This window comes from Luteimonas cucumeris (assembly GCF_007830035.1).
Classification (GTDB): Bacteria; Pseudomonadota; Gammaproteobacteria; order Xanthomonadales; family Xanthomonadaceae; genus Luteimonas_C; species Luteimonas_C cucumeris.
In genome coordinates this window covers 43,465-68,548 of record NZ_VLKN01000009.1, presented here as the reverse complement: position 1 = coordinate 68,548, position 25,084 = coordinate 43,465, and the positions used below count along the sequence as shown (strand labels likewise).

23 protein-coding genes and 1 pseudogene are annotated in these 25,084 nt (G+C 67.9%); 7 read left to right on the top strand and 17 right to left on the bottom strand.

The window, feature by feature from the left end:
* Positions 1 to 393: 393 nt before the first annotated feature.
* The 10 genes from IP90_RS15390 to IP90_RS15350 form a co-directional block, all read right to left on the bottom strand.
* A complete protein-coding gene (locus IP90_RS15390; protein ID WP_144900553.1) occupies positions 394 to 1,392 on the bottom strand; it encodes a YheT family hydrolase in 999 nt (332 codons plus the stop codon).
* A 65-nt stretch (positions 1,393 to 1,457) separates the two neighbouring features.
* Positions 1,458 to 2,222, bottom strand: a complete 765-nt coding sequence (locus IP90_RS15385; protein ID WP_144900545.1) for a lysophospholipid acyltransferase family protein — start codon at positions 2,220 to 2,222, stop codon at positions 1,458 to 1,460.
* Positions 2,223 to 2,375: 153 nt separating this feature from the next.
* Positions 2,376 to 2,741 (bottom strand): hotdog fold thioesterase, encoded by a 366-nt coding sequence (locus IP90_RS15380; protein WP_144900552.1) that lies wholly within the window; start codon positions 2,739 to 2,741, stop codon positions 2,376 to 2,378.
* 83 nt (positions 2,742 to 2,824) lie between these two features.
* Positions 2,825 to 3,439, bottom strand: a complete 615-nt coding sequence (locus IP90_RS15375) for a YkvA family protein (RefSeq protein WP_158635382.1) — start codon at positions 3,437 to 3,439, stop codon at positions 2,825 to 2,827.
* A 91-nt stretch (positions 3,440 to 3,530) separates the two neighbouring features.
* Complete coding sequence (locus tag IP90_RS16700; RefSeq protein ID WP_206751922.1) at positions 3,531 to 3,713, bottom strand: hypothetical protein; 183 nt, start codon at positions 3,711 to 3,713, stop codon at positions 3,531 to 3,533.
* A gap of 262 nt (positions 3,714 to 3,975) precedes the next feature.
* A complete protein-coding gene (locus tag IP90_RS15370; protein ID WP_144900543.1) occupies positions 3,976 to 5,934 on the bottom strand; it encodes a phospholipase D family protein in 1,959 nt (652 codons plus the stop codon).
* Positions 5,931 to 6,500 carry a YceI family protein gene (locus IP90_RS15365; protein WP_144900542.1) on the bottom strand — a complete coding sequence of 190 codons (570 nt, stop codon included), beginning with the start codon at positions 6,498 to 6,500 and terminating at the stop codon, positions 5,931 to 5,933. Before IP90_RS15365 ends, IP90_RS15370 begins: the two co-directional genes overlap by 4 nt.
* A gap of 17 nt (positions 6,501 to 6,517) precedes the next feature.
* Complete coding sequence (locus IP90_RS15360) at positions 6,518 to 6,994, bottom strand: SixA phosphatase family protein (RefSeq protein WP_144900541.1); 477 nt, start codon at positions 6,992 to 6,994, stop codon at positions 6,518 to 6,520.
* Positions 6,995 to 7,058: 64 nt separating this feature from the next.
* A complete protein-coding gene (locus tag IP90_RS15355; protein WP_144900540.1) occupies positions 7,059 to 7,691 on the bottom strand; it encodes a ParA family protein in 633 nt (210 codons plus the stop codon).
* 445 nt (positions 7,692 to 8,136) lie between these two features.
* Positions 8,137 to 8,847, bottom strand: coding sequence for a 2OG-Fe(II) oxygenase family protein (locus IP90_RS15350; RefSeq protein WP_206751921.1), 711 nt, complete (start codon positions 8,845 to 8,847; stop codon positions 8,137 to 8,139).
* A 273-nt stretch (positions 8,848 to 9,120) separates the two neighbouring features.
* Between IP90_RS15350 and IP90_RS15345 the strand changes: the two genes are divergently transcribed.
* The 4 genes from IP90_RS15345 to IP90_RS15330 all read left to right on the top strand — a co-directional run bounded on the left by IP90_RS15345 (position 9,121) and on the right by IP90_RS15330 (position 13,441).
* Complete coding sequence (locus tag IP90_RS15345; RefSeq protein ID WP_144900538.1) at positions 9,121 to 10,107, top strand: Tle-like phospholipase domain-containing protein; 987 nt, start codon at positions 9,121 to 9,123, stop codon at positions 10,105 to 10,107.
* Between the two features lie 60 nt (positions 10,108 to 10,167).
* Positions 10,168 to 10,899 carry an ankyrin repeat domain-containing protein gene (locus IP90_RS15340; protein ID WP_144900537.1) on the top strand — a complete coding sequence of 244 codons (732 nt, stop codon included), beginning with the start codon at positions 10,168 to 10,170 and terminating at the stop codon, positions 10,897 to 10,899.
* A gap of 197 nt (positions 10,900 to 11,096) precedes the next feature.
* A complete protein-coding gene (locus IP90_RS15335; protein ID WP_144900536.1) occupies positions 11,097 to 12,584 on the top strand; it encodes a Tle-like phospholipase domain-containing protein in 1,488 nt (495 codons plus the stop codon).
* Positions 12,585 to 12,778: 194 nt separating this feature from the next.
* Positions 12,779 to 13,441, top strand: coding sequence for an ankyrin repeat domain-containing protein (locus IP90_RS15330; RefSeq protein ID WP_158635379.1), 663 nt, complete (start codon positions 12,779 to 12,781; stop codon positions 13,439 to 13,441).
* A gap of 30 nt (positions 13,442 to 13,471) precedes the next feature.
* On the opposite strand, the gene IP90_RS15325 is transcribed toward IP90_RS15330, so the two are convergent.
* Both IP90_RS15325 and IP90_RS15320 read right to left on the bottom strand, forming a co-directional pair.
* On the bottom strand, positions 13,472 to 13,951 hold the full coding sequence (locus tag IP90_RS15325) for a DUF1801 domain-containing protein (protein ID WP_199753511.1): 480 nt from the start codon (positions 13,949 to 13,951) through the stop codon (positions 13,472 to 13,474).
* A 57-nt stretch (positions 13,952 to 14,008) separates the two neighbouring features.
* Positions 14,009 to 14,677 (bottom strand): tetratricopeptide repeat protein, encoded by a 669-nt coding sequence (locus IP90_RS15320; protein ID WP_144900534.1) that lies wholly within the window; start codon positions 14,675 to 14,677, stop codon positions 14,009 to 14,011.
* A gap of 221 nt (positions 14,678 to 14,898) precedes the next feature.
* Here IP90_RS15320 and IP90_RS15315 point away from each other — a divergent pair.
* Positions 14,899 to 18,519: pseudogene (locus IP90_RS15315) on the top strand (indolepyruvate ferredoxin oxidoreductase family protein); the annotation flags it as partial.
* Positions 18,520 to 18,552: 33 nt separating this feature from the next.
* Here IP90_RS15315 and IP90_RS15310 read toward each other — a convergent pair.
* Together IP90_RS15310 and IP90_RS15305 are read right to left on the bottom strand one after the other, a co-directional pair.
* Positions 18,553 to 19,314 carry an anti-sigma factor family protein gene (locus IP90_RS15310; RefSeq protein WP_144900532.1) on the bottom strand — a complete coding sequence of 254 codons (762 nt, stop codon included), beginning with the start codon at positions 19,312 to 19,314 and terminating at the stop codon, positions 18,553 to 18,555.
* 58 nt (positions 19,315 to 19,372) lie between these two features.
* Positions 19,373 to 19,885 (bottom strand): sigma-70 family RNA polymerase sigma factor, encoded by a 513-nt coding sequence (locus tag IP90_RS15305; RefSeq protein ID WP_144900531.1) that lies wholly within the window; start codon positions 19,883 to 19,885, stop codon positions 19,373 to 19,375.
* A gap of 118 nt (positions 19,886 to 20,003) precedes the next feature.
* On the opposite strand from IP90_RS15305, the gene IP90_RS15300 reads away from it, so the two are divergent.
* Together IP90_RS15300 and IP90_RS15295 are read left to right on the top strand one after the other, a co-directional pair.
* Positions 20,004 to 21,083, top strand: a complete 1,080-nt coding sequence (locus tag IP90_RS15300) for a catalase family peroxidase (RefSeq protein ID WP_277874225.1) — start codon at positions 20,004 to 20,006, stop codon at positions 21,081 to 21,083.
* Positions 21,080 to 21,658: a cytochrome b gene (locus IP90_RS15295; protein ID WP_144900530.1), complete on the top strand. Its 579-nt coding sequence runs from the start codon at positions 21,080 to 21,082 to the stop codon at positions 21,656 to 21,658. The genes IP90_RS15300 and IP90_RS15295 overlap by 4 nt, the downstream gene beginning before the upstream one ends.
* Here IP90_RS15295 and IP90_RS16875 read toward each other — a convergent pair.
* The 3 genes from IP90_RS16875 to IP90_RS15285 form a co-directional block, all read right to left on the bottom strand.
* Positions 21,655 to 22,053: a hypothetical protein gene (locus tag IP90_RS16875; RefSeq protein WP_242007620.1), complete on the bottom strand. Its 399-nt coding sequence runs from the start codon at positions 22,051 to 22,053 to the stop codon at positions 21,655 to 21,657. The two genes, IP90_RS15295 and IP90_RS16875, sit on opposite strands and share 4 nt — an antisense overlap.
* Complete coding sequence (locus IP90_RS15290) at positions 22,041 to 22,874, bottom strand: acyltransferase family protein (protein WP_242007619.1); 834 nt, start codon at positions 22,872 to 22,874, stop codon at positions 22,041 to 22,043. Before IP90_RS15290 ends, IP90_RS16875 begins: the two co-directional genes overlap by 13 nt.
* Positions 22,875 to 23,109: 235 nt before the next feature.
* A complete protein-coding gene (locus IP90_RS15285; protein ID WP_144900529.1) occupies positions 23,110 to 25,014 on the bottom strand; it encodes a M61 family metallopeptidase in 1,905 nt (634 codons plus the stop codon).
* Positions 25,015 to 25,084 lie beyond the last annotated feature (70 nt).

Below are 25,084 nucleotides of genomic sequence, written 5' to 3'. Positions count from 1 at the left end.
TCCGATGGAGGCAGGATGCCGACTCGGAAAATCGCGAGCCACTATCCCACTGGCCGGATTGATTTGTCGGGGAAGGGCCTTCTCTTTGGTTACTTTCTCTTGGCCCTTCAAGAGAAGGACCCGACTGCGGCAGCAGGCGGAAGCGCTTTACAACAGCCGTAGGCTGGTCAACCCGACCTGCAAGGTCGGCAAACGCGTCGTAACCTTCAAGAGCGGGAGCAAAGTCGCTGGATCCCCGCCTCGCTCATCCTGAGCCTGTCGAAGGACGTGGGGATGACGGCTAAAGAAGAAGCAAAAAAGGCCGAGAGCCGACAAGCGAGGCAACTGCGGCCTCAGCGCGAATCGGCTATGCCAGATAAACGGTACAACCGCTCTACCAAGACAAGGGATCGTTCAAAGCGAAGTTCCGACAGCCGCACTCAACCGTTCCGCAACCCACCGCTCGCCATACCCCTCCAGCCTGGCATCGAGCAGGAACCCGCAATGCCCCCCCCAGCGCGCGATCGCCAGTTGCGCGTCTACCGGCAACAGCCACTGGCGGAAGTCGGACACCGGGATCACCGGGTCGTCCTCGCTGGTCAGGATGCTGGCCGGCACCTGCAGCGCGGCGAGCCGTTCGCCGGCGATGTTGTAACCGTCGAAATACGCTTCGAGCGTGCCGAATTCGGTGTGCCGTTCCACCAGCCAGCGGGTCAGTTCGCGCATGCCCTGTTTGAGCGTGCGGTCGTCGTAGTCGTGCAACTCGGGGAACAACTCGCGCTTGCGCAGCAGCGAACCGCGCCATTTGCGCTCGAAGTAGCCGTGGTACATGCCGACGCCGCGTTCCATTTCCGTCATCGTCCGTGCCGGATCCAGCACCGGGCACACCGCGGCGACGTGCGCCAGCGACAGGCCCGCCGCCGGCGCACGCAGCGCCAGTCGCAACGCGAAGTTGCCGCCCAGCGAGTAGCCAGCCAGCAGCAGCGGGCGCGTGTCGAAGCGGCGCGCGATGTCGCAGGCGGCATGCACCACTTCATCGATGCGGTTGGAGTGGAAGATGCCCTCGTTGAGATGATGGGTATTGCCGTGGTCGCGGAAGTTGAGGCGGAACACCTCGAAGTCGCGCGCCAGCAGCTGCGCTGCGGTCAGGCGCATGTAGCTGGATTCGGCGCTGCCTTCCCAGCCATGCAGCAGCAGCGCCAGGCCACGGGCCGGCTTGCCTTCGATGCGGCTGTGCAGGCCATGCAGGCGCACGCCGTCGCCGCCGTCGACGATGTGTTCGCTGGTCGTGACGCGCAACGCCGCCATCGCGCGCTCGCCGAGCCGGCGCCGCATCGGACTGGAACCCAGGATCGACTGCAGGTGCGGATTGCGCAGCCAGCGCGGTGGCTGGTAGTCGGAGACGGTGAGCATCTCACTCATGATGGGCGATGTGCGCTGCCATTCCTGACGCGACGCGCCTGGCTCCGGACCGCCCGCTAATCACGTGCGTCCTCGCCCATCGCCGCGATGATCCGTTCGCGCGCCAGTTCGGCGATACGACGCCGGCCTTCGGTGTCGATCGTCGCGATCGGCGCGAGGAAATGCACCTCCGCCGCACGCGGCGGTTCGCCGAGCAGACGCAGGAAGTTGCCGAAGAAGCTTTCGCCCGGCTGGAACGCGACCACCGTCTGTGCCGCGCCGCGTTCGCCATAGCGCAGCGCCACCGGCTGCACCGGTGCACCGGCCTCGACCGCGGCCAGGAAGATGCGCGCATGGAACGGGCCGATCGCGCTGCCGTCGCGCGTGCGGCCTTCCGGAAACACGCCGACCGCGCGGCCCTCGCGCAGGCGCGCCAGCATCTCGTGCAGCACGCCGCCCAGCGACTCGGTGCTGCCGCGCTGGTGGAAGATGGTTTCGCCACGCGCCGCCAGCGAGCCGATCAGGGGCCAGCCGCTGATCTCGCGCTTGGCGACGAAGCCCATCATGCGCTGGCTGTGCAGCATCACGATGTCGGTCCAGCTGACGTGGTTGGCGACGAACAGGGTCGCGCCCTGCATCGGCGTGCCGATGCGACGCAGGCGGAAACCGAAGATACGCAGCAGGCCGGCCGACCACGCGCGGATCATGCGGTAACCCAGCCGCTCGTTGCCGATCCGCACGCGGTCGAACAGCGGCATCGTGCACAGCAGCGTCAGCGGCAGGTTGATCAGCAGATGCCACAGCAGCAGCGGTATGCGGATCGCATAGCGCAGCAGCGGCATGACCGGGGAGGGAGCGGGGTTCACGCGGCAACGATAACCAAGCGCATTAGAGTCCGGCTACAGGCACGCACGGCAATCGGCGCGGGTTGCGCGGAACCGGTCGACTCCGGTGCTTCGCGCCATTTCATTTGGCTGGCGAAGGATGGCGGGCGGCTAGGCGTCCGCACGGTCGATCACGGCCAGCGTCAGCCGCGAGATGCAGGCCAGCCGGCCACGCTCGTCCTCGATGCGGATCTCCCAGACCTGGGTACTGCGACCGACATGCAGCGGCCGCGCGGTGCCGGTGACCGTGCCACTGCGGACGCCGCGCAGGTGGTTGGCATTGATCTCGATGCCGACCACGCCCTGGTCCGGGCCGACGCACAGGCCGCCGGCGCTGCTGCCGAGGGTCTCGGCCAGCGCCACCGAGGCGCCGCCATGCAGCAGGCCGTAGGGCTGGTGGGTGCGCGCATCGACCGGCATGGTGGCGCGCAGGTAGTCCGGGCCGATCTCGGTCATGACGATGCCAAGCGGCTCCATCAGCGTGCCTTTCGACAGCGCGTTGAGCTGCTCGACTGTGACGTCCGGGCGGAACACCTGAGCGGGGCGGTCGCGGCCTGCGGTCAGCGGAACCTGAAGCCGCCCGGCCGCCAGGCGCGGTTGTTGTAGCTGCGCGCCGGGCCGTAGCCGCTGCTGCCGCCGTAGCCGACGCCGAAATCGCGTTCGCGACGCGTATGCATGCGCTCGACCAGTTCCGCGCGGCGATCTTCCAGCCAATCGGCGTGGCCGACCGTCGCCGGTTCTACGCCGCGACGCTGGGCTTCGTGCTGGCGGAAATCGCAGAAGTCCTCGTAGGCATCCAGCTCGTGGCGCAGTTCGCGCACGCACAGCTCGATCATGATCGCGTCGTCGAGGAAGCCGAGCACTTCGACGTTGTCCGGGATCACGTCCTTGGGATCGGCGAAATACGCCAGCGCGGCCAGCACCCGCTGACGATCTTCGTCCGGCAGCGACCAGCCGGTGTCGCGCACCATCGCGATCATGTCGTCCAGCTGCAGCAGGCGCTGGGCGATGAAGTCCGGCACCTGCGCCTTCTGCGCCTCGACCAGCAACGCGCCTGCCGACTCGACGATCTGCTCCGGCGTCTTGCTCTCGGCCGCCTTGCGCGACGCTTCCATCACCCGGGTGAAGTGTTCGAGATCGCGGTCGTTCAGTTCGAAGGTCAACGTGATGGACATGGCGGTCCGGGATCCGGGCTTGTGGGAGGCCGCCAGCCTAGGCCGCCGCCCGCGACACGTCAATCGCGTGCATGCGGGCGACGGCGGGTGCTTACGCCATGCGGAAGCGTTCCTGGCCCCAGTTGTCGGCGTAGCGACGATCGCTGGCGTAACCGCTGCTCTTGCCGTAGCCGGTGCCGAACTCGCGTTCGCGCGGCAGTTGCCAGGCCGGTCCGGCGACACGGAAGCGGCGCGACGACGACGTGGCGTGGGCCGGCGCGGATGCGGCGGACACAGGCGCATTCGGCACGGTACGAAGGTCTTTGGACAAGCGGTTCATGGCGGTTCCTGCACAGCGGGGGTCGGGATCGCGTGCCGCGTCGCCGATCACCGGCGCGCATCAACGCTCATGAACTTGGATGACGCGACGCGCGACAGGGTTGCATTGCCCCTGCCATGACTGATGGCATGGGTGCCGCATCCGCGACCGGAGGTTTCTCGCAGTCACTGATCGGGCGGACAGCACGGAAGAACACCGCGCTGCAGGAGAGCAATCGCTACAGGATCGGCGCCAACCCGGCACCGAATGCGGTGAAGATGCGGGTGCTGATCCGCTTCAGGCCGATGTCCACTTCCGGATAGGCGCCGACCGGCTCGTAGCACTGGCTGAATTGCGGATCGTCCGGCGGCAACGGCAGCATGCATTGCGGCCCGGGCTTGAAGTCGTAGCTGACGGCATAGCTCACCGGCCACAGATCGAAGATCGGCAGGTGCTCGGAAATCTTCGCCAGCGAATATTCGAGGCCGGAGAACACCGGCGGTTTCGGCCGGCGCGCAATCACCCACGAATTCTCCGGCGCGATGTCGTTGCGGATGCTCGCCGCCAGTGCCTGGGCGAAGGCTTCGTCCTCGATCACCACCGCGCTTTCGGTGTTGTAGTGGTCGCTTCTGGGATCGAAGTTGTGAGTGCCGACCACGCCAATGCGGTTGTCGATCACCATCGACTTGGCATGCATGCCGATGCGTACGCCGGCATGCTTCAGCGGCACCGGCTGGTGGGCGTCGTTGCCGAAGTAACGGCCGGCGAAGAATTCGCGTTGCATCGGCGTGCCGCGCGAGTCGCTATTGTCGTTGTCGTCGTTACCGGCACCTGCCGGCGGCATTGCGCGCGTGGTGGCAGGCATCGCTTGCTGCCCCGCCAGCGTCAGCGACGCGTCCGGCAACACCGCGCCGGTCGCGGCCAGATCGACCGGTACCGTTTCCGGGAACGGCTTGAGTTCGTAGATCTGGAAACCGAAGTCGCGCAGGTAGCGACGTTTGTACTTGTGCGACAACGCGTAGGTGATGAACGAATCGGTCGAGGCCAGGCTGTTGGTGGAGATGATCACGTCCGGTGGCGACGGGCGTTCCTGCAGCGACTCGAACATCTGCTGCGCCGGCCCGGACAACACCAGGTATGGCGTCTGCAGCAGCACCTCTTGCTGCGCCGAGGAAATGAGATGGTTCAGTCCCGGCGTGGCCTGCGCCGCTGCTTCGGCGCGCACCGGATCGCGGCGGTGCTTCTGCGGCAGGTCGGCGATGAATTGCACCGCGCCGACCGGTATCGCCTGCGCCACCAGTTCGCGCTCGATCAACGCCGGATCGCTGGCGTCGCGCGACATCGCCTGCGCGCGCTGCGGCTGCGTGTATTGCGGCGGCGGCAGGTCCGGCACGCCGGTGCGCAGCAGTCGCCTGCCGACATCGCCCAGCTGCTCGACCGGTTTGGTGCGGAACGCGTTCCAGAAGGCCTCGAAATTGGCGCCCATCTCGCGCGCCACCGGACCTGCGACGAGCAGGTCGCGGTCGCGGAAGTTGTATTCGGGATCCCAGTCGTAATAGTCGTCCTGGTAGTTGCGGCCGCCGGTGATGCCGACCTCGTCGTCGACCAGCAGCAGCTTGTTGTGCATGCGCTGGTTGAGCCGGCGAAAGCAGCAGATCCCGGCGACCAGGTACTGCGGATAATTGATCCGCGCGCGGTTGAGCACCGGGTTGTAGATGCGGATCTCGAAATTCGCATGCGCGCCGGCCAGCGCTGCCAGCGTGTCGACGTTTTCCATCGCAGAGAGCTGGTCGACCAGCACCCGCACCTGCACGCCGCGACGCGCCGCGGCCAGCAGTTCGTCCAGCACCAGCCGGCCGGCGTCGTCCTCGTCGAAGATGTAGGTCTGCAGGTCGATCTTGGCCTGCGCGCTGCGCAGCAGGTTGATCCGTGCCAGCAGCGCCTGCGGACCGCGGTCGAGGATCAGCGCGTAGTGCCGCGGATCGTCGGGGCCGGAAGCCAGCAACGCCTTCTCGCCCAGTGCATGCAGCGGCGAGTCCTGCGCGCAGTGGTCGGCCGCCGCACAGTCCAGTTCGGCCGAACGCGCCGACACGGCGATCCGGGTGGCGTGCTCGCGCTGGGCCTGCGACATCGTCGCGCAGGCGCCGCAGGACAGGGCCAGCAGCGCCGGCAACAGCGCGCGCCACCACCGGCTCATGCCTGTTGCCCGTCTCGCACGCGCACGTTGAGGTAGAAATGCACGCGGTTGTGGATCGCCAGGCCGAAGCCGGTGATGCCGTAGTTCTCGCGGCGCACGCTGCCCTGCGCAACCACGTCGCAGTCGCGCGCCGGACGCTCGCAGGTGGTCGGCGCGATCGTGAACACCTCGCGGCGGGTGACGCCGCGGATGGTCACGCGGCCGCCGAGCGTGCCGCCGTTCTGCAGCAGCGACGGCTCGTACGGCTCTGAGATGAATTCGATGGTCGGAAACTGCCCGGCATCGAAGAAGCGCGGTCCGCGCGCGAATCGGCTGTAGCGTTCGCTGTCCTCGATCTCGACTGCGCCAGCCGCCAGCCGCAGCTGCACGCGATGGCGACCATCACCCAGTTCGACGATCTCGCCTTCGTATTGCGGAAACCGGCCCTCCAGCCGCTGTCCCCAGCGCGTCTGCAGGCTGAAGCCCAGCCGCGAATGCACCGTATCGATCTGCGCGGCCCGCGCCGATGCCATGGCCAGCAGGCACAGGATTATCGACAGCCACCATCCGTTCGCGATCGCGCGCATGGCGCCGCCGCTGGGCCTCACGGCCACCAGAACGCAGACAGGCTCGCAATTCCCGGTTCGATGCTGGCGTCGATCGGCAGCGTCAGCACCGCGATGCCGGCCGGCGGCATGCCGCGGTAATCGCCGGACTGGCCGCTGTGCATCAGCGCCGCCAGCTGTTCCAGGCCGGGATTGTGGCCGATCACCAGCAGGCGTTCGGCCTCGCGATGGCTGTCGGCCAGCGCGGCCAGCGTGCCGGGCGTTGCCTCATAGATGCCGGCTTCGAGGCGCTGGTCGACGTAGCCGACACGGGCCAGCACCGCTTCCAGCGTCTCGCGCGTGCGCCGCGACGGCGAACACAGCGCGCGATCCGGGACCAGGCCCTGCTCGGCCAGCCAGCGTCCCGCGGCTTCCGCCTCGGCCAGGCCTTCCGGCGACAGCGGGCGATCGAGGTCGGCCTGGCCGGGAGTCGCCGGTTCGGCATGGGCGTGACGCAGCAGGATGAGTTGTCTCATGGGTCCGATTCGCACAGCGCAGGCCCCAGCTTAGCCGAGGCGCCGCGTCGCGGGGCGATGGCGTTCAGCGGCCGCGCCCCACCCATTTCAGCAGCGGCTGCCAATCCTGCTGGTGTTCGCGGATCTGCGAGGACTGGTAGTCGAACAGGCTCTTGCCGAGCCCGGTCAGCATCACGTAGGCCTGGCTGTCGCGCAGCTGCGCCACCACCGGGATCGACCATTCGTTGAGCACCCCGACCGCCTGCTGCGAGGCGTTGGTCCAGGGCTTGAGCTTGTTGGCGACCAGGCCCACCGGCAGCTGGCCCTTGCGCACGCGCGGGTGCTTGGCCAGCGAATTGAGGAACGGCACCGTGGCCTCGATGTCCAGCGCCGACGGCAGCACCGGCACCACCACCACGCTGGCCTGGTCGAGGAAGCTTTCCAGATCATCGGCCATCGCACCGGCCGCGCCATCGACGATCAGCCGCTGGGTATCCTCCGGCACCGCGTTCTGCCAGTTCCTGCGGGTGCCGTCGATCGGCAGCACCGCGCTGGGCAAGCCGGCGCGGCGCTGCGTCCAGCGCGTGGAGGAGCCCTGTGGATCGGCGTCGACCAGCGCGGTGCGCTGGCCGGCCAGCGCGGACTGCGCGGCCAGGTGCGTTGCGATGGTGGTCTTGCCGACCCCGCCCTTGGAACTGGCCACGACGATCGTCTTCATCCACGGTCTCCGGCGCAAGGAAACCGGAGCTTAGCACCGGGTCCGACCATTGCCGCGCCGGGGCGAGCTATCTTCCGCCGGCCTCGGCCACGGTCGCGAAAGGACGGAGCAGGAATCGCGGATGAGCCAATTGCAGGACCTGGTGGCGCCGATCCGCACCGACACGCCGCTGATCGTCATCGAAACACCGGACGTGGAACGGGTCATCGAGCTGTTCCGGCAAAGCCCGATGCACGTCTGACGCGCGCTGTACCGGTGGTCGATTGCCGAAGGCCTGCACCGCATCGTATGCCGCGCATGCGCAGCGCGCGGTCTTGTCCGAGTTCCGTTGCGTTCGGAGCGGAAACAGTCGCGGCGCTATCGGTGCTGATGCGCGAACAGGTGCAGGCACTGCGCGGCTGGGCGCGCGATCGCACCGCGCCGGCGAACTAATCGCTCGCCGCCGTCACTCCACCCACCACCCGCCGACGATGGCGTACTGCGGCCGTGGCGCCCACGGTGCGACCAGGGTCAGCTGGTGCCGTTGCGGCAATCGCAGCAGGCTGAGCGTGTTCCAGCTCGGCAGGTAGCTGTCGTGGATGCCGCCGTGCTCGTCCAGCGACTGCAGCAGGCCACCCCATTCCGCGCGCCACTGGGGGGTCAGGTGCAATGCATAGAAGTAGCGTCGGCCCGCGTCCATCGCGGCCGGCTCCTGCGGCAGCAGGAACTGCCCGGGACGCAGGCGCAGCGCCTGCGCGGTGACCCGCGCGATCTTCGGATCGCCGCTGAGCGCGCGGATCTGCGCCAGGAAGCGCGGCGAATTGAACAGCGCCGGCACGGCGTCGATCGGCTGGCCGGGATCGCCGTACTCGACCGGCGCGGTGGACGCCTGCGGCGAATAGCAGTCATGCAGGTACTGGTAGCCGTGTTCGGCCTGCGCCTGCGCGCGCAGCGCGATCTTCTGGTAACCGGCGCCATCCGGATAGGCGTCGCGCGCCGAAGTCCAGGCGCGGTCGTCGCCGCCGGTCGTCAGCTGCCAGTGCAACTGCTCGGCCAGGCAGCGATACAGCGAGAAGGCTTCCTCGCCGGGCAGGAACTCCGGAATCTGCACGCGCCCGTGTTCCGCCAGCATCCGCCGCCAACGCAGGGGTTGGAATCCGCCACCAGTCATCCGCATGCGCCGCCGTCTTGTGCAGCGAATGATTCTGCCGCCGCCGTCCGCATTGACGCTGAACCGATCGCGTACGCGCGACCATTCAATGTCGGCGTGCATTTGATTGCAGCCCTGCGTCATTCCCGCCTTCCGTCAGTGGCCGTGTATCGCGGAACGCGTACAGGCGCGCGCGAATCCCTGGCGCACAGGAGGAGCGCTCACCTCGGGCACGCCCTAGCTGGTGGCACCGGACGGTAGCGCCTAGCGTGATCGCATGACCCTCGGGAGGGGCGCGCGATGGCAGGCATACAACCGGCAGGCAGCCCACAGACCTCGTCCTGGCACGGCACGTCGTTCGTCGACCGCAGCCCGCTGCAGGCGCGCGCGCCATCGCTGCCGACCGGCAGCTATCGGCCCGAACCCAGCTATCACCCGCAACTGTTCGCGCTGACGCCGCAGCATGGCCCGTCGGCCAACGCCGTCTCGTTCGCCGACCAGGTGCGCGGCCAGGACGCGCAAGCGGTCGATCTGGAACTGATGCAGATCGCCAACGCGGTCTATGATCCGAACGTGCAGAGCGTCGCCGGCTGGAACCGCGTCAGCGACGCGCAGCTGACCGCCGCGGGCATCGATCCGGCCACGCTGGAGACACCGGATACCGGCTTCCGCGCCGGCATCTTCACCGACGGCGATGGCAACTACGTGCTCGCCTTCTCCGGCTCCAACGAGAACCAGGACTGGACCGGCGCCAACTTCCCGCAGGGCCTGGGCATGCAGACCGAGCAGTACGACCAGGCCGTGGCACTGGCGCAGCAGTTCGCCGCGAGCGAATTCGGCCGCGACGGCAACGGCGTGATCACCGGCCATTCGCTGGGCGGCGGCCTGTCCGGCATCGCCTCGCTGGCCACCGATATTCCGGCGGTGACCTTCGATGCCTCCGGCGTGCACGACGACACCATGCAGCAGTTCGGCCTCGATCCCGCCAGCGCAAAGCAGGATGCGGAGAACGGGCTGATCCGCCGCTACAACGTCGCCGGCGATCCGCTGACCGCGGCGCAGGAAGACACGCCCGGGCTGAGCGCGATCATGCCGGACGCGCCGGGACACGAGATCACGCTGGACAGCCCGCTGCCGCCGATCGAGGCGCCGGAGTGGACCTGGAATCCGGTCGAGATGGCCAAGCGCACTGCCGACTACGTACAGGCGAAGATCGAACGCGTCGGCGACCTGCATCGCCAGCAGACGATGATCGATGCGTTGGCGCAGCAGCGGCCCTGGGAATAGCGTTGCCGCATCACGGTCGCGGCCACTTTCCGGCCAGCAGGTTTGTGTGAGAATCCGGCCATGCGCGCCGCCTTGATCCATGCAATGGTCCTGTTGCTGGCGTTGTCGGCCACCGCCTGCCGCGGAGACACGATGGACGCCAAGCAAGTCTTCACCGATCCGCAGGTCGCGGCGCTGGCCACTGCCGCGGCGCGCGGCGATGCCGCCGACGTGCGCGAGCAGATCCGCCAGGGCGCCGATCCGGATGCGCAGGGCGACAAGGGCATGAACGTATTGCAGTACGCGTTGGCCGCGCAGAATCCGGACGGCCTCAAGGCCCTGCTCGACAACGGCGCCGACCCGTCGCGGCCCGGACTGGGCGGCAGCACGGTGATCCACAACGCGGCGATCACCGACGATGCGGTGTATCTGGAAATCCTGCTCGCGCATCGCGCCGATCCCGATGCGCCGCATGGCGTTACCGGCGCCGCGCCGCTGGCGTCGGCCGCCGGGCCGCGTACCGACAAGCAGTTCCGGCTGCTGCTGTCGGCCGGCGCCGATCCCGACCGCGCCGATCGCACCGGCAACACGCCGCTGCACGCCGCGGCGATGATCAACGCCGGCGCGCACGTACTGGCCCTGCTCAAGGCCGGTGCCAACCCGCGCGCGAAAAACGCGCAAGGCCAGACCTTCCAGGCGTATTACTTCAAGCTGCCGGCGGAGCGACTGGGCGCCGACGCCCGGCAGGAACGCTCCGAGGTGGTCGCCTGGCTGCGCGAGCAGGATGTGGCGCTGGAGGCGGGCGCGGGCTAGTTCGAACGCACGCACGACTACAGCTTCGGCCATCCCGAAAAAACGCCGTCATCCCGAGCTCGGGATGACGGGGGAAGAAGTGCTGACAAAGAGGGCAATGCATTCCATCCCCTGCCTCGCCTAGGGTCTGCACTAGCTATTCAGCCCCGCCCCCCCTTGCCTAACCTACGGCCCAGTACGGTCATCAGGGCAGCCCCATGAGCTTCATCGAGCGGATGTTCATCCCGGACGTGGCGCGCCAGTTGCCGGTCTACCGGCCACCGGTAGTGCAGCCACAGGCGCCGCAGGGCTATCCCAGGGGCGATGGCGGCTTCAGCGGCCAGGTCGCCGGCCAGCAGCCGCAGCAGCAGACCGACCTGCAGCTGGCGCAGATGGCCAACGACGTCTACAGCGCCACCGACCCGGACGGCACCGGCACGCAGTCCGCCGCCGAACTCGAAGCAGCCGGCTGGAACCGCCTGCAGCCGGACCCGGACGGCGGCAAGTTCCTGGTCGATGCGCAGGGCAACCACATCGCGATCGACCCGGCCGACCTCGAGGATTCCTCGACCGGCTTCCGCGCCGGCATCTACCAGAACGACCAGGGCGAATACGTGGTCGCCTTCGCCGGCACCGATCCGTCGGAGATGGCCGATATCGGCGCCGACGCCACCCAGGCCTTCGGCCTGGACACCGCGCAGTACAACCAGGCGATCGCGCTGGCCAAGGATGCCGAACTCGCCTTCGGCGATGGCAACGTCGTGTTCACCGGACACTCGCTGGGCGGCGGGCTCGCGTCCGCGGCGGCGCTGGCCACCGGCGGCGCCGGCGTCACCTTCAACGCAGCCGGCCTCAGCGACGACACGCTCAGCGACCTGGGCTTCAGCCCGAACGCCGCGCGCGAGAACGTCGCCGACAGCGGCCAGGTGCGTCGTTACATCGTCGAGACCGATCCGCTGAACGTGGTGCAGCAGGACGTGCCGTTCCTCAACGGCGCGCCGGACGCGGTCGGCAGCGAATTGCGCATCGCGCTGCCGGCCGGGATGACGCCGTTCATCGATGGCCATGGCGGCAGCGGCGACGGCACGTCGTATGTCGAAGCGCTGCGCAGCGGCACCGCGCACGCGCCACGATCCGAATTCCTCGACGACTCGGCACTGGTCGGCGACCTGCGCGAGAACGGCGCCGAATTCGTGATCAACGGCGTCGGCAACCTGGCCGATGCCGGCATCGCCACCGGCCAGGAGATCGTCGATACCGTCGACGGCAAGCTCGGCGACATGCAGGACGTGATCGAGACCGATTACGCCGATGGCGACTACGTCGAAGGCACGTTCAACCTCACCGGCGATGTCGTCGAAGGCAGCCTCAATCTCACCGGCGACCTGGTGTCCGGCGGCGCGGACTATGTCGGCAGCCAGTTCGAGAACCTGGCCAACTTCGGCGGCAGCACGCTGCGCGACCTGGGTGACTACACCGGCCTGGAGACGCCGGCCAACTTCATCGCCGGCCTGGTCGAGGGCGGCGGTGAACTGACCAGCAACGTGGTCAGCTTCGGCGGCGATGCCGTCGAATGGGCCGTCGACGGCCTCGGCAATGGCGCCGAAGCGGTCATCGACGTGGCCGGCGACGTCGGCGAAGGCATCGCCGATGGCGCGGTCTGGGTCGGCGACAAGGTCAGCGACGCGATGCCCTGGAACTGGTGAGCCGCGACATTATTTTTCGCGCGCGCTTCCCTGGTCGCGACGGCCGGCATAGCGTGGCCACTTCCAGGCCGGCGGAGCGCGCCGTGACCTCCTTTCAAGCATCGACACCACTACGCCAGCGGCTGCGTGCGTGGTGGTTGCTCTCGCTTATGCTGTTGGCGTGCGCGGCCTGCGCACGGCAGGGGAACGCACCGATGACCAGCGGCAAGACCTTCGCCGATCCCGCCACCGCACTGCTGGCCGATGCGGTCAAGGCCGGTGACGCGGCGCGCATCAAGGAACTGGTCGCCGGCGGCGCCAATCCCAACGCGCAAGGCGAGCACGGCACCACGATGCTGCAGTGGGCGATGCTCAACGACAGCCGCAAGGGCTTCGACGCGCTGCTCGCGGCTGGCGCCGATCCGGCGCGCGGCAACGACGACGGCATGACCACCGTGCACCTGGCGGCGATGGCCGACCGCGAATCCTGGCTGCGCGCACTGCTCGACCACGGCGCCAGCCCGGACACGCCGAACACGGTGACCCAGGCCACGCCGCTGATGTCGGCACTGCTGGCCGAGCGCGCCGACAACGCCGATCTGCTGCTCGAGGCCGGCGCCAAGGTCGGCGCCGCCGATCGCCAGGACAATACCGCCCTGCACCTGGCCGCCAAGATCAACGAAACCGCACGCGTGCTGCAGCTGCTCGAAGCCGGCGCCGATCCAAACGCGAAGAACGCGCAGGGCGTGACCTTCCAGCGCTATCTGTTCATGACGCCGGACGCATCGCTCAACGGCGAGGCCCGGCGCGAGCGCGAAGCGGTGCGGCAGTGGCTGCGGCAGCACAACGTCGCGATCGAAGGCGCCACGTCGCACTGAGCTGTCGTTGCAGGCGGATGAAACGAGGCATCACACCTGCCGGATCCACTGACGGATGATCTGCTCGAAGGCGGATTGCCTCGCTCGGATGTCCGGCAAGTCGCGGAACCGCACCGAAGCCCGATCCGCACCGAGCCATTCCAGCAACGCTTCCGGATCGCCGATCGCCACGGTCGCGCCATCCCGCTTCCGCGCACCCCGGTGCAGGATCATCTGCACGCCTTCCTTCGCACGCAGGTGGAACGTCGCGAAGTATTCGGACGTGCGGAAGCTCGGCGCGTTCCACTTGATGCCTTCGGCGATGCCCGCGTCCGCGCCGAGGACGATCGTCCGCAAGGCCAGGATCTCCGGTTTGAACGGATGCTCCAGCGCGGCCAGGAAATCCTCGACGCTCCCGGTTTTCGGCGCCGTATCTGCTTTCGTAGTCTTCGACGCCATTGCGTGCACCTCTTTGTTTCGTACGGCCGAATGGAACCCCGTGAGGGCCTGAGGAACATCGGAATCACCCAACGGCGCCAAGCAGCTGCGGTGCTTGGCACTGCCGCGCCACGAAGCCCCTTGCATGTATCAGCGCGGTCTCTCCGGCTCAAACGCATCGAGGGCCTGCAACGCCCTGCGCGAGGAGGCCTGGCGTGGATCGTCAAGCTGTACGCGCAGTGCCAACGCTTCCGAAAAGCATGCGCGTGCGCGTTCGAACTCACCCGTTTCCGCCAGCAGCCTGCCCCAGTGATGGAGGGTGTAATGCTGCAGCTCCAGCGACGGCAGCGAACGGGCGATCTCCAGCGCCTCGGCAAACTGCACCGCGGCCTCTTCGCTCAGATGCAGGTACTGATTCGCCGTCGCCAGGTTGAGCAGCAGCCAGCCGCGCGTTTCGGAGGGCGGCAATTGTCGCGCCTCGTCCAGCGCGGGCTGCAGGATTTCGCGGGCTTCCGATTCACGCCGCGCCGTGGTCAGCATCCCGCCCAGATCCGCGGCGATGCTCAATGCCGACAACGGGTCGCCCTTGGCCCGTGCCGCGGCCAGTGCGTGGCGTGCGGTTTCGATATCCCTTTCCAGGCCACGCGGATCGGGATCGGTGTAGCGCTGGAAGAAGCCGTCGCCAGCCGCCACGTCCGGAGCGGGCTGGCCGGACGCGGCGCCCACGGCAAGCAGCGCGACGAGCAGCACCGCCAGCCGACGCCGCGTCAACCATGGATGGCGCGGCGCCATCGGCGCCAGGCAGTCGATGATTTTCATGGCGGTCCAGTTGGCTCGAGAGGCATCAGCCGACGTCATTCCGCACATCCTCCCACGAGTCGCCTCAAGGGGGCGGCGGCAGGCCGGCTGGTAGAATTCGCGTCCCCTCTCCCGCAGCCCACGGCGCGCTCACCCGCGTCGCAGCCACGCACGCCATGACCAGCACCGCCGAACTGTCTTCGCCCGCTTCCGCCAACACCGCGCTGACCCACAGCGTGCTGGACCTGGACTACACCCTCGAGGACAAGTTCACCCGCACCTCGGGCCGCATCTACCTGAGCGGCGTGCAGGCGCTGGTGCGGCTGCCGCTGATGCAGCGGCTGCGCGACCAGATGGCCGGATTGAACACCGGCGGCTTCATCTCCGGCTATCGCGGCTCGCCGCTGGGCGGCTTCGATCTGGAACTGTGGCGCGCCAAGAAGCACCTCGCCGAAGCCGGAGTGAAGTTCACCCCCGGCCTCAACGAGGATCTCGGCGCGACCATGGTCTGGGGCACGCAGCAGACCAACCTGTTCCCCGGCGCCAAGGTCGATGGCGTGTATGCGATGTGGTACGGCAAGGGTCCGGGCGTGGATCGCTGCGGCGACGTGTTCAAGCACGGCAACGCCGCCGGCACCTCGAAGCACGGCGGCGTGCTCGCCTTGGCTGCCGACGACCATGCCTGCCGCAGCTCGACGTTGCCGCACGGCAGCGAAGGCGAATTCACCAGCGCGATGATGCCGATCCTCAACCCGGCCGGCGTGCAGGACATCCTGGACATGGGCCTGATCGGCTGGGCGATGTCGCGTTATACCGGCCGCTGGGTGGGCTTCAAGACCATCGCCGAAACGGTGGAATCGTCGGCGTCGGTGGAAGTGAATCCATTCGCGCTGCAGATCGCCACGCCGGACGATTTCGAGATGCCGGTCGGCGGCTTGAACATCCGCTGGCCCGACCCGCCGCTGGACCAGGAAATGCGCCTGCACCGTTACGCGGTGAAAGCGGCGCAGGCGTTCGCGCGCGCCAACCGCATCGATCGCCTCGTCGTGGATTCGCCGAACGCGCGACTGGGTATCGTCACCACCGGCAAGAGCTATCTGGACGTACTGCAGGCGCTGGAATACCTGGGCCTGGACGCGCGCGCCTGCGCCGACTTGGGCATCCGCGTCTACAAGGTCGGCATGACCTGGCCGCTGGAGCCGTTCGGCATCCGCGAGTTCGCGCGCGGACTGGAAGACATCCTGGTCGTCGAAGAGAAGCACAGCTTCATCGAGAGCCAGATGAAGGAGCTGTTCTACAACTTCGAAGGACGCAGGCCTTCGATCGTCGGCAAGTTCGACGAAAGCGGCGAATGGATCCTGCCCTCGACCAACGAATTGACGCCCGCACGCATCGCCGGCGTGATCGCGCGCCGCATCCAGCGCTTCCACGATAGCGAGCACATGCGCGACGTGTTGCGCTGGATGGAGGAAAAGGAAAGCGAGCTGGCCCTGCCGCGCGCCAATTTCCCGCGCGTGCCGCACTACTGCAGCGGCTGCCCGCACAACACCTCGACCAAGGTGCCGGAAGGTTCGCGCGCGCTGGCCGGCATCGGCTGCCATTACATGGTGACGTGGATGGACCGCGACACCGACACCTTCACCCAGATGGGCGGCGAAGGCGTGACGTGGTGCGGGCAGGCCGCGTTCACCGAAACGCCGCACGTGTTCCAGAACCTCGGCGACGGCACCTATTTCCACAGCGGTTCGCTGGCGATCCGCCAGTCGGTCGCGGCCGGCGTCAACATCACCTACAAGATCCTCTACAACGATGCGGTGGCGATGACCGGCGGCCAGCCGGTCGACGGCACGCTGAGTGTGCCGCAGATCGCGCACCAGGTGCGCAGCGAGGGCGTGCAGGTGATCGTGGTGCTGTCCGACGACATCGAGAAGTGGTCGGACAAGTCGATCTTCCCGTCCGGTGTCGAATTCCTCGACCGCCGCGAACTCGACGCCACGCAGAAGCGCCTGCGCGAAGTGAAGGGTGTCAGCGTGCTGATCTACGACCAGACCTGCGCGACCGAGAAGCGTCGCCGCCGCAAGCGCGGCAAGATCGTGGATCCGGCCAAGCGCGTGTTCGTCAACACCCTGGTCTGCGAAGGCTGCGGCGACTGCGGGCAGAAGAGCTTCTGCGTGTCGGTGCTGCCCAAGGACACCGAGTTCGGGCGCAAGCGCGAGATCGACCAGTCCAACTGCAACAAGGACTACAGCTGCGTCGAGGGCTTCTGCCCCAGCTTCGTCACCGTGCATGGCGGCGCGCCGCGCAAGGGCAGGAAAGTATCCGCGGCCGAGCGCCTGGCCGACCTGCCGGCACCGCATTTCGCCAGCGACCTGTCGCAACCCTGGAACATCCTGCTGACCGGCGTCGGCGGCACCGGCGTGGTCACCATCGGCGCGCTGCTGGGCATGGCCGGGCACCTGGAGGGCCGCGGCTCGACCGTGCTCGACCAGACAGGCCTCGCCCAGAAGGGCGGCGCGGTCACCACCCACATCCGCATCGCACGCACGCCGGAAGACATCCACGCCGTGCGCATCGCCGCCGGCGAAGCCGACCTGGTGCTGGGCTGCGACATGGTCGTGGTCAACGACTACTGGGCGCTGTCCAAGATCCGCGCCGGCCGCACCCAGGTGGTGCTCAACACCTACGAGGCGATGCCCGGTACGTTCACCACGCGCCCGGACATGCAGTTCCCGGCCACCGACATCATCGCGGCCGTGCAGCATGCGCTGGGCGGCGCGGCGCCGCTGCAGATCGACGCCACGCAACTGGCGACGGCGCTGATGGGCGACGCCATCGCCGCCAACCTGTTCGTGCTCGGTTATGCCTGGCAGCGCGGGCTGGTGCCGCTGTCGTTCGAGTCGATCATGCGCGCGGTCGAACTCAACGGCGCCGCGGTCGAGATGAACAGGACCGCGTTTGCCTGGGGTCGGCTGGCGGTGGTCGATGCCGATGCCGTGTTCGAGGCGGCCGGCATCGTCCGCAATGCGCAGACGGCCGCCGAAAGCACGCCGCGCGATCTGCCGATGCTGCCGCCGCGCCCGTCCGAAGGCCGCGAGTCGGGCCTGTCCGATGCATTGTCGCCGACACGGCGCGAGGACGACCTGCGCCATGTGCCGGCGCACGGCAGCGAAATCGCATTCCTGCCGCTGGATGACGCCCGCCTGTCGCGTTCGCTCGACGAGGTCATCGCGCGCCGCAGCGCGTTCCTCGCCGAATACCAGAACGCGCGGTATGCGAAGCGCTACACGGATTTCGTCGCCCGCGTGCGCGCCGCGGAACAGGCCCGTGCGCCCGGCTCGACCGACCTGTCGGAAGCCGTCGCCCGCTATTTCTTCAAGCTGATGGCGTACAAGGACGAGTACGAAGTCGCGCGGCTGTACACCAGCGGCGATTTCCAGAAGAAGCTGCAGCAGCAGTTCGACGGCGACTACAAGCTGCATTTCCACCTCGCGCCGCCGCTGCTGGCGAAGAAGGACGCGCAGGGCCGGCTGCAGAAGCAGGAATTCGGCCCGTGGGTGTTCACCGCGTTCAAACTGCTGGCGAAGCTGCGCGGCCTGCGCGGTAGCGCGCTCGACATCTTCGGCTATACCGAGGAGCGCAAGGGCGAGCGGCAACTGATTGGCGATTACGAACGCACGATCGGCGGCCTGCTCGACGCGCTGGATGCCGGCAACGTCGGCCTCGCCGCGGAGATCGCCGGCATTCCCGAGCAGATCCGCGGCTACGGCCACGTCAAGGAAGCGCATCTGCACAAGGCCAGGGCACGCGAGGCCGAGTTGCTGCGCGAATGGCGCAATCCGCTGCGGATCGTGCAGGCGGCGTGAGCGCGGTCGTGTGCGGCGCCCGTTGCCGGGCGCTCAGATCGAGTCCGCCAGCGCACGCTTGACAACATCCGTGCTGTCGGCGTCGCTGCGGCTCACCATTGCGTAGTTGTAGCCGCCACGCGACCAGTACTGCGCCAACAGCTCGCCGTCGCGGCGGTCGCCGCGCGGCAGCAAATGCCGCTGCGGCCCGGGTGGACGGATGTAGAAACTGATCGCCGCGCCGGCTGCGTTTTCGTAGACCACCAGCGCCGCCGCGCCCTGCTCGGTCGCGAGCAGGCGTGCGCCAGTCTGCCGGAATCCCGATGCGCGCAGGTCCGGCAGACGCATCGGCGCGCTGAAGTTCGCGTCCAGCCAGTCCTGCAGGCCGTCGTCATCGGCGACGCGATCCGGTTGCAGGTCGTGGCGCGCGGCGAATAGCCGGTGCGCCGCGATCGCATCGCCCATCGGAGGGCCTGCCATGGCCACAGGCGCCGGTCGCGTCCACTCGCGCGCCTGCCATCCGCCCAGGCCGCCGGCGCCGAGGCCGAGCAGCAGCGCCGCCGCCATCGCATAACGGCGGCTGCGGCGCCGCGCCAGACCGGCTCGCAGCCGGGCCGGGTCCAACGCCGGATTCGGCGTCAAGGCGGCGCCTGCCAGGGAGGCGCGCAACTGTTGCGCGTCCTGTTGCCAGGCGCGCACCTCGACGGCGCGTTCGGGATGATGCGCCAGCCAGGCTTCGATCCCGGCACGGCGTTCGCCGTCGAGCAGGCCATCGACATAGGCGTGGAGATCGTCTTCGCTCGGATGCGTGTTCATGCCGCGGTGCTCGCCGAAGGAATGCGGTTCGGAATGGAGTGCTGCTGCGCCCTGTCATTCATTTCAACAGCCTCAGGGCCGGCGCGACTGTCTCACCCTCGCTGATCCTGCGTAGCGCCGCGCGGGCACGCGACAGCCGCGACATCACGGTGCCGATCGGCACGCCGAGGATGTCCGCCACCTCCTGGTAGCTCAATCCCTCCACCGACACCCAGACCAGCAGGCTGCGCTGCTCGACCGGCAAGTGCGCAAGGGCTTGCAGCGTCGATCGCGCCACCACTTCGCGTTCGGCCGAGGGCTGCGCTTCGGCCACGGCACCCAGCACCGACAGCACGCCCGCATAGCGCCTGGCCCGGCGCTGGCCATCGATGAAGCGGCGGTAGACGATGGCAAACAGCCATGGCCGCAGCGCCTGTTCGTCGCGGCGCGTGTCCCAGCGCGTGATCGCACGCTCCAGGGCGGACTGGACCAGATCGTCGGCAGCATGCACGTCGCGCGCGAGCCAGCGCGCGTAGCGTCGGAGCGCAGGCAGCTGTTCGCGCAGGGCGCTGTCGAGTTCGCTGGCAGACATGGGGGAGGTTTGCGCGGGAGTCCTGGGGAAGACGCCGTCGCAGCCAGTTTATTCCGCCGCCGCGGGAATAAAGCCGGCGCCCGACCGTCATCCGGATATCGCCCTCGCCGAGCCACGCATGTCGATGCCAGATCCCAGCCCCGAGATTCCCTCCCTGACGCAACCGCAGCGAAGCGCACGCTGGGCCCTGATCGCCCTCGCCGTCGCCGGCAGTGTGCTCGCTTTCGGCCATGTCGGCGGCTGGCTCGATCGCGGACGACTGACGCCGCAACGCATCGTCGACGACCTGCAAGCCAACGCAGGCCTGCACTTGGGCTACCGCCGCAACCATGCCAAGGGGGTCTGCGTCAGCGGCTACTTCGACAGCAACGGCGCCGCTGCCGCTTATTCGAAGGCGGCATTGTTCGCGCCGGTACGCACGCCGGTGAGCGGACGCTTCGCGATCCCGGGCGGCAATCCGCATGCCGCCGACAACAGCGTGCCGATCCGCAGCTTCGCGCTGCGCTTTACCCAGGCCGACGGCCAGCAATGGCGCACCGGCATGAACAATTCGCCCGTGTTCGCCGTCGCCACGCCAAAGGCGTTCCACGCGCAGCTGCTCGCCAACCGGCCCGATCCGGCGACCGGCAAGCCAGATCCGGCGAAGCAGGCAGCCTTCATCGCCGCGCATCCGGAAAGCGCACCGTTCCTGGCCTGGGTCAAGCAGCATCGGCCTTCGGCCAGTTACGCGACTGAAACCTTTTACGGCCTCAACGCCTTCTACTTCATCGACCGCAGCGGCCGACGCCAGGCAGTGCGTTGGCGCGTGGTGCCGGACCATCCGCCGGCGGCAGACGCCGCGGCGGGCAAGGATGTGCTCGATGCGGAAATCACCCGCCGCCTCGCGCAAGGACCGCTGCGCTGGCGTTTGCTGGTGACACTGGCCGCGCCCGGCGATCCGACCAACGATGCGACCCGAGCGTGGCCGTCCGGGCGCCCCGAGATCGACGCCGGGACCGTGGTGCTGCAACGCAGCCAGCCGCAAGACCACGGCGAATGCCGCGACATCAATTACGACCCGCTGGTGCTGCCCGATGGCATCGTCGCTTCCGACGATCCCCTGCTGCCGGCGCGTGCCGCCGCTTATGCCGAATCCTACCGCCGCCGCACCCGCGAGGAAGCTCTCGGCGCCATGCACACCCGGGAGCAGCAGCCATGAACCGCGACCCCGCACTGTTCCCGCTGCTGGCGCGCCTGATCCACTGGCTGATGGCGGCGATGATCCTGGCCATGCTCTTCATCGGCGTGGGCATGGTGTCGAGCGTGTCGGACCGCCATGCCTGGCTGTTGTCGCTGCACAAGCCGCTCGGCATCGCGATCCTGCTGCTGGCCTGCCTGCGCCTGCTTTTGCGCCTTCGCTATCGCCCACCCGCACTGCCCGGCGATCTGCCGCGGGTGCAGCGCCTGGCGGCGGCCGCCTCGCACTGGCTGCTGTACGCGCTGATGTTCGTCCTGCCCGTGGTCGGCTGGATGATGCTCTCGGCCGGCGGCTATCCGGTGATGCTTGGCGAGGGCATCCGTCTTCCGGCAATCGCGCCCGCGGATGCCACCTGGTTCGCGGTGCTGCGCTGGTCGCACCGCGCCCTGGCCTATCTGTTGTTCGGCGTCTTCCTGCTCCACTTCGCGGCAGCGTTGTACCACGGCCTGATCCGTCGCGACGGTGTGCTGCGCAGCATGTTGTGGCGACGCGCGACGCCACGGGTCGACGAGCCGGCAGCCGTGGACGAGACCTAGCTGGCCGGCGAATCACCCGGCAACCGTTGCAACTCGAACGCTCCCGTCTCGCCGCGCCCTGGCAGCCAGCGCCGCCGCAACGCGCGGTCGCACGGTTCCGAGAACCCGCGCGCGATCGCTGCGCCGAGCAGCCAGCACAGCAGCAACACCGGCAGGTACCACCAGAAACCGCTGCGCAGGTCGCCGCCGGCGCTGCGGAACAGCGCGACGATGCCGAATACCACGAACATGTGGCTGAGGTAGATCTCGTAGCTGAGCCGGCCGAACGAACGCAACCAACCGAGGCCGCGCATCGCCGCGTAGGTCGGGGCTACGCTCCCGTCGCCCATGCTGCCCGCGTGTCCCCAATGCAAACCGAGAATCAGGCTCGCCGACGACAGCGTCAATACCAGCATCGAGCCGTTGCCGAGCGCACGCCACAGGATGCCGCCAGCCAGATCGCCAGCAGGCCGACGCTGCCGACGATCGCCACGACCTGCGCGATCCGGCGTGATGGCTGCGCGCGCGCGGCCAGCAGCGCGGCGAGCACGCCGGTGGCGATCGCCGCCATGCCCGGCAGGTACGCCTTCTCCTGCCAGATCTCGTTGCCGTCGAGCAGCGCGCGCGTGAGCGGCAATGACAGCGCCAGCGCGGCCAGCAGCGGCACCAGCAGCCGCAGGTCGCGCACCAGCAGGCACAGCAGCGGGAAACCGAGATAGAACACTTCCTCGATCGACAGCGACCACAGCACGTCCCAGCCACCGGGCAGCCAGCCGGTGCGCCCTTCGTACCAGTTCAGGTACAGGCCCAGCGCCGACAGCGTGGCGCCGCCCAGCGACTGTTCCGGCTTGTCGATCACGTAGTTCGGCACGCCGGCCAGGTGCATCACCGCCAGTATCGCCACCAGCGCCAGCAGGCACGGCAGAATCCGGGCGGCGCGGCGCACATAGAACGCACGCGCATCGATGTTGGCCAGCGAACCCCAGCGCTGCAGCGCGTGCACGGTGATCAGGAAGCCGGAGATCACGAAGAACACGAACACCGCTTCGTAGCCGGTGTAACTGAGCGCATTCAACAGGCGCTTGGGCAGGAAGTCGGCGAGCGCGGTCTGCTTCAACGGGATGCGCAGCGCAACGTGGTGCAGCACCACCAGCAGGATCGACAGGCCGCGCAGCACGTCGATGCCGGGGTTGCGGAGCCGTGTACCGGTTTGCAGGGAGACGGCGCCTGTGACCATCGCTTGTTTCTGCTCCGGATTCTTCAGATCAAGCCTGATCTTGCAGCACCCGCCGGCTTTCCGTCATCCCGAACGCAGTGAGGGACCTGCTGTTTGCCCTGCCAGATCGCGTGGGTCAACAACAGCTCCCTCACTGCGTTCGGGTTGATATTCCCTTGAATACGAATCTCCTCCTCCACGAGGTGGAGGAGGATGTCGCGTGGCTACCGCATCGCTGCGGGAACGATGACTCCGCTTACTTGCGAGCCGCGAAAATCTTCGTCAGATAATCCGGCTTGCCCTCGATCCGCTCCAGGTGCGGATAGCGCAGACCTTCGTGGTAATCGATGCTGATCGTGCGGTAACGGTCGAAGTCCTTCACCGTCAGCTTGATCGGGGTCTTGCTGTCCTTCGCCGCCTTGATCGCATCTTCCAGCAGGTCCTTGCTGTATTCGCGGTCGTCGACCGCCACCAGCTCCATGCCGCTGCCGATGCCGGCCTTGAACGCCGGGCTGTCCCAGCGCACGTCGCCGAACTTCCCGTCCTTGCCGACGGTGAAGCCGAGCGAGTACAGGAAATCCGCGCCGCCGCGGTCACCGCCACGCGCCTTGGCCGCGGCGTTGGGCTTGTCCTTGTAGACCAGGCGCCAGCCGCTGGCCTCGATGCCGCCGGTCAGCGAGCCGTGGCCGTCCAGGCGCGTGCGCAGGAACGTGGCCCAATCGTCCGCGACCACGTCGTTGAGCGTGGCGACGACGTCGTCGAAGGTATAAGGCTTGGCCTTCCAGCTGCCGTTGTCGACGCCGTAGAACGCGCGCGCGAAATCGTCCAGCGACTTCTTGCCGCCGGTCTTGCTGCGGATGCGCGCATCGGCTTCGAGCCACATCATCTGCCCGCCGGAGTAGTAGTCCTCGCTCAGCTGCCAGCCGCGATACGGCTTGGGCCGGCGCTGGGCGATGATCGGATCGTTGGTGGTGTCCTGCAGCGCGCGCCAGCCCAAGCCCGGACGGTTGTCGGCGTAGGTCGCCGCGACCATCGCCAGCGCATCGCGCGCGGTTTCCTGCGAACGCAGGCCGGCGCGCGCGGTCAGCACGTTGCCCCAGTACTGGGTCTGGCCCTCGTACACCCACAGCAGGCTGCCCTGCATCGGCACGTTGAAGCTGGGCGTGGTGAGGTCGGCCGGGCGCCGGAACTTGCCATTCCACGAATGCGCGAACTCATGGCCAAGCAGGTCGGTGCTGCCCTTCTTCGGATCCCAGTCGGTGAAATAGTCGGTGCCGACGCCGTTCTCGCTGGACCGGTGGTGTTCCAGGCCGTTGCCGGACATCTGCTCGGACAGCGAGAACAGGAAATCGTAGTGGTCGTAGTGGTACGAACCGAACAGCTTGTAGGCCTGGTCGACCAGCTTGCGGTGTGCGGCGACGTGGTCGTCCTTGGCTTCGAGGTGGCGCGCGTCGTCGGCGACCACGTTCAGCCGCACCGGCACCTTCGCGCCTGGATCGAGGTCGATGGTCTTGTAGTGCTTGCCGGCATACACCGGCGAATCGACCAGGGTGTCGAAGTCGACCGGCTTGTAGCGCACCGTGTCGCCGCTGCGGCTGTCGACATCAAGCGCGGTGAACGGCTGCCAGCCGGCCGGCACCTTCAGCGTCGGCACGAACGTGACCTTGTCGGCGTAGTGTCCGGCCGGATACAGCGCGATGTTGTTCCACTGCAGGTTGAGCATCGCCGGCGTCATCACCACGCGGCCCTGGTCACGGTCGGTCGGCGACAGGAATTCGGAAGCGATCTCGATCTCGCTCACGCCCTGCGGCACCACGATGTTGAACGCGTACACGTCGAGCGGATCGCGCTTCCATTCGATCTTCTGACCGTTGCCTGTGATCGTCAGTCCGGCGAATTTCTCGACGGAGCCGTAACCGGCGTGGCGACCGGGCAGCCACTGCGGATACAGCAGGGTCATCGGTCCCGGCTGCACCGGAATGCGCTGCTTGGCGCGGAAAACGCGATGCTGCAGGTCGGTGGCATCGACATCCAGCGTGATCGTGCCCGGATACGGCGTGTTGGCCGGAGCGGCGTACTGCTGCGCGATGGCCGACGAGAGCGGCGTGAGCAGCGGCAGGGCGAGGAGGACGGGCAGCCAACGCAGGCGCGAACGGGACATGCTGGGTTTTCCGTGATCGAGGACAACCCCGGATCGTGCCGGCAACCGGCCATCGCGGCCCCTGCCATTC

What these genes read in the sequence shown, in the direction of transcription:
- IP90_RS15390 (WP_144900553.1), bottom strand. Translation starts at nt 1,392, where the DNA reads ATGCTCACCGTCTCCGACTACCAGCCACCGCGCTGGCTGCGCAATCCG.
- IP90_RS15385 (WP_144900545.1), bottom strand. Translation starts at nt 2,222, where the DNA reads ATGCCGCTGCTGCGCTATGCGATCCGCATACCGCTGCTGCTGTGGCAT.
- IP90_RS15380 (WP_144900552.1), bottom strand. Translation starts at nt 2,741, where the DNA reads ATGGAGCCGCTTGGCATCGTCATGACCGAGATCGGCCCGGACTACCTG.
- IP90_RS15375 (WP_158635382.1), bottom strand. Translation starts at nt 3,439, where the DNA reads ATGTCCATCACGTTGACCTTCGAACTGAACGACCGCGATCTCGAACAC.
- IP90_RS15370 (WP_144900543.1), bottom strand. Translation starts at nt 5,934, where the DNA reads ATGAGCCGGTGGTGGCGCGCGCTGTTGCCGGCGCTGCTGGCCCTGTCC.
- IP90_RS15365 (WP_144900542.1), bottom strand. Translation starts at nt 6,500, where the DNA reads ATGCGCGCGATCGCGAACGGATGGTGGCTGTCGATAATCCTGTGCCTG.
- IP90_RS15360 (WP_144900541.1), bottom strand. Translation starts at nt 6,994, where the DNA reads ATGAGACAACTCATCCTGCTGCGTCACGCCCATGCCGAACCGGCGACT.
- IP90_RS15355 (WP_144900540.1), bottom strand. Translation starts at nt 7,691, where the DNA reads ATGAAGACGATCGTCGTGGCCAGTTCCAAGGGCGGGGTCGGCAAGACC.
- IP90_RS15350 (WP_206751921.1), bottom strand. Translation starts at nt 8,847, where the DNA reads ATGCGGATGACTGGTGGCGGATTCCAACCCCTGCGTTGGCGGCGGATG.
- IP90_RS15345 (WP_144900538.1), top strand. Translation starts at nt 9,121, where the DNA reads ATGGCAGGCATACAACCGGCAGGCAGCCCACAGACCTCGTCCTGGCAC.
- IP90_RS15340 (WP_144900537.1), top strand. Translation starts at nt 10,168, where the DNA reads ATGCGCGCCGCCTTGATCCATGCAATGGTCCTGTTGCTGGCGTTGTCG.
- IP90_RS15335 (WP_144900536.1), top strand. Translation starts at nt 11,097, where the DNA reads ATGAGCTTCATCGAGCGGATGTTCATCCCGGACGTGGCGCGCCAGTTG.
- IP90_RS15330 (WP_158635379.1), top strand. Translation starts at nt 12,779, where the DNA reads ATGACCAGCGGCAAGACCTTCGCCGATCCCGCCACCGCACTGCTGGCC.
- IP90_RS15320 (WP_144900534.1), bottom strand. Translation starts at nt 14,677, where the DNA reads ATGAAAATCATCGACTGCCTGGCGCCGATGGCGCCGCGCCATCCATGG.
- IP90_RS15310 (WP_144900532.1), bottom strand. Translation starts at nt 19,314, where the DNA reads ATGAACACGCATCCGAGCGAAGACGATCTCCACGCCTATGTCGATGGC.
- IP90_RS15305 (WP_144900531.1), bottom strand. Translation starts at nt 19,885, where the DNA reads ATGTCTGCCAGCGAACTCGACAGCGCCCTGCGCGAACAGCTGCCTGCG.
- IP90_RS15300 (WP_277874225.1), top strand. Translation starts at nt 20,004, where the DNA reads ATGTCGATGCCAGATCCCAGCCCCGAGATTCCCTCCCTGACGCAACCG.
- IP90_RS15295 (WP_144900530.1), top strand. Translation starts at nt 21,080, where the DNA reads ATGAACCGCGACCCCGCACTGTTCCCGCTGCTGGCGCGCCTGATCCAC.
- IP90_RS16875 (WP_242007620.1), bottom strand. Translation starts at nt 22,053, where the DNA reads ATGCTGGTATTGACGCTGTCGTCGGCGAGCCTGATTCTCGGTTTGCAT.
- IP90_RS15290 (WP_242007619.1), bottom strand. Translation starts at nt 22,874, where the DNA reads ATGGTCACAGGCGCCGTCTCCCTGCAAACCGGTACACGGCTCCGCAAC.
- IP90_RS15285 (WP_144900529.1), bottom strand. Translation starts at nt 25,014, where the DNA reads ATGTCCCGTTCGCGCCTGCGTTGGCTGCCCGTCCTCCTCGCCCTGCCG.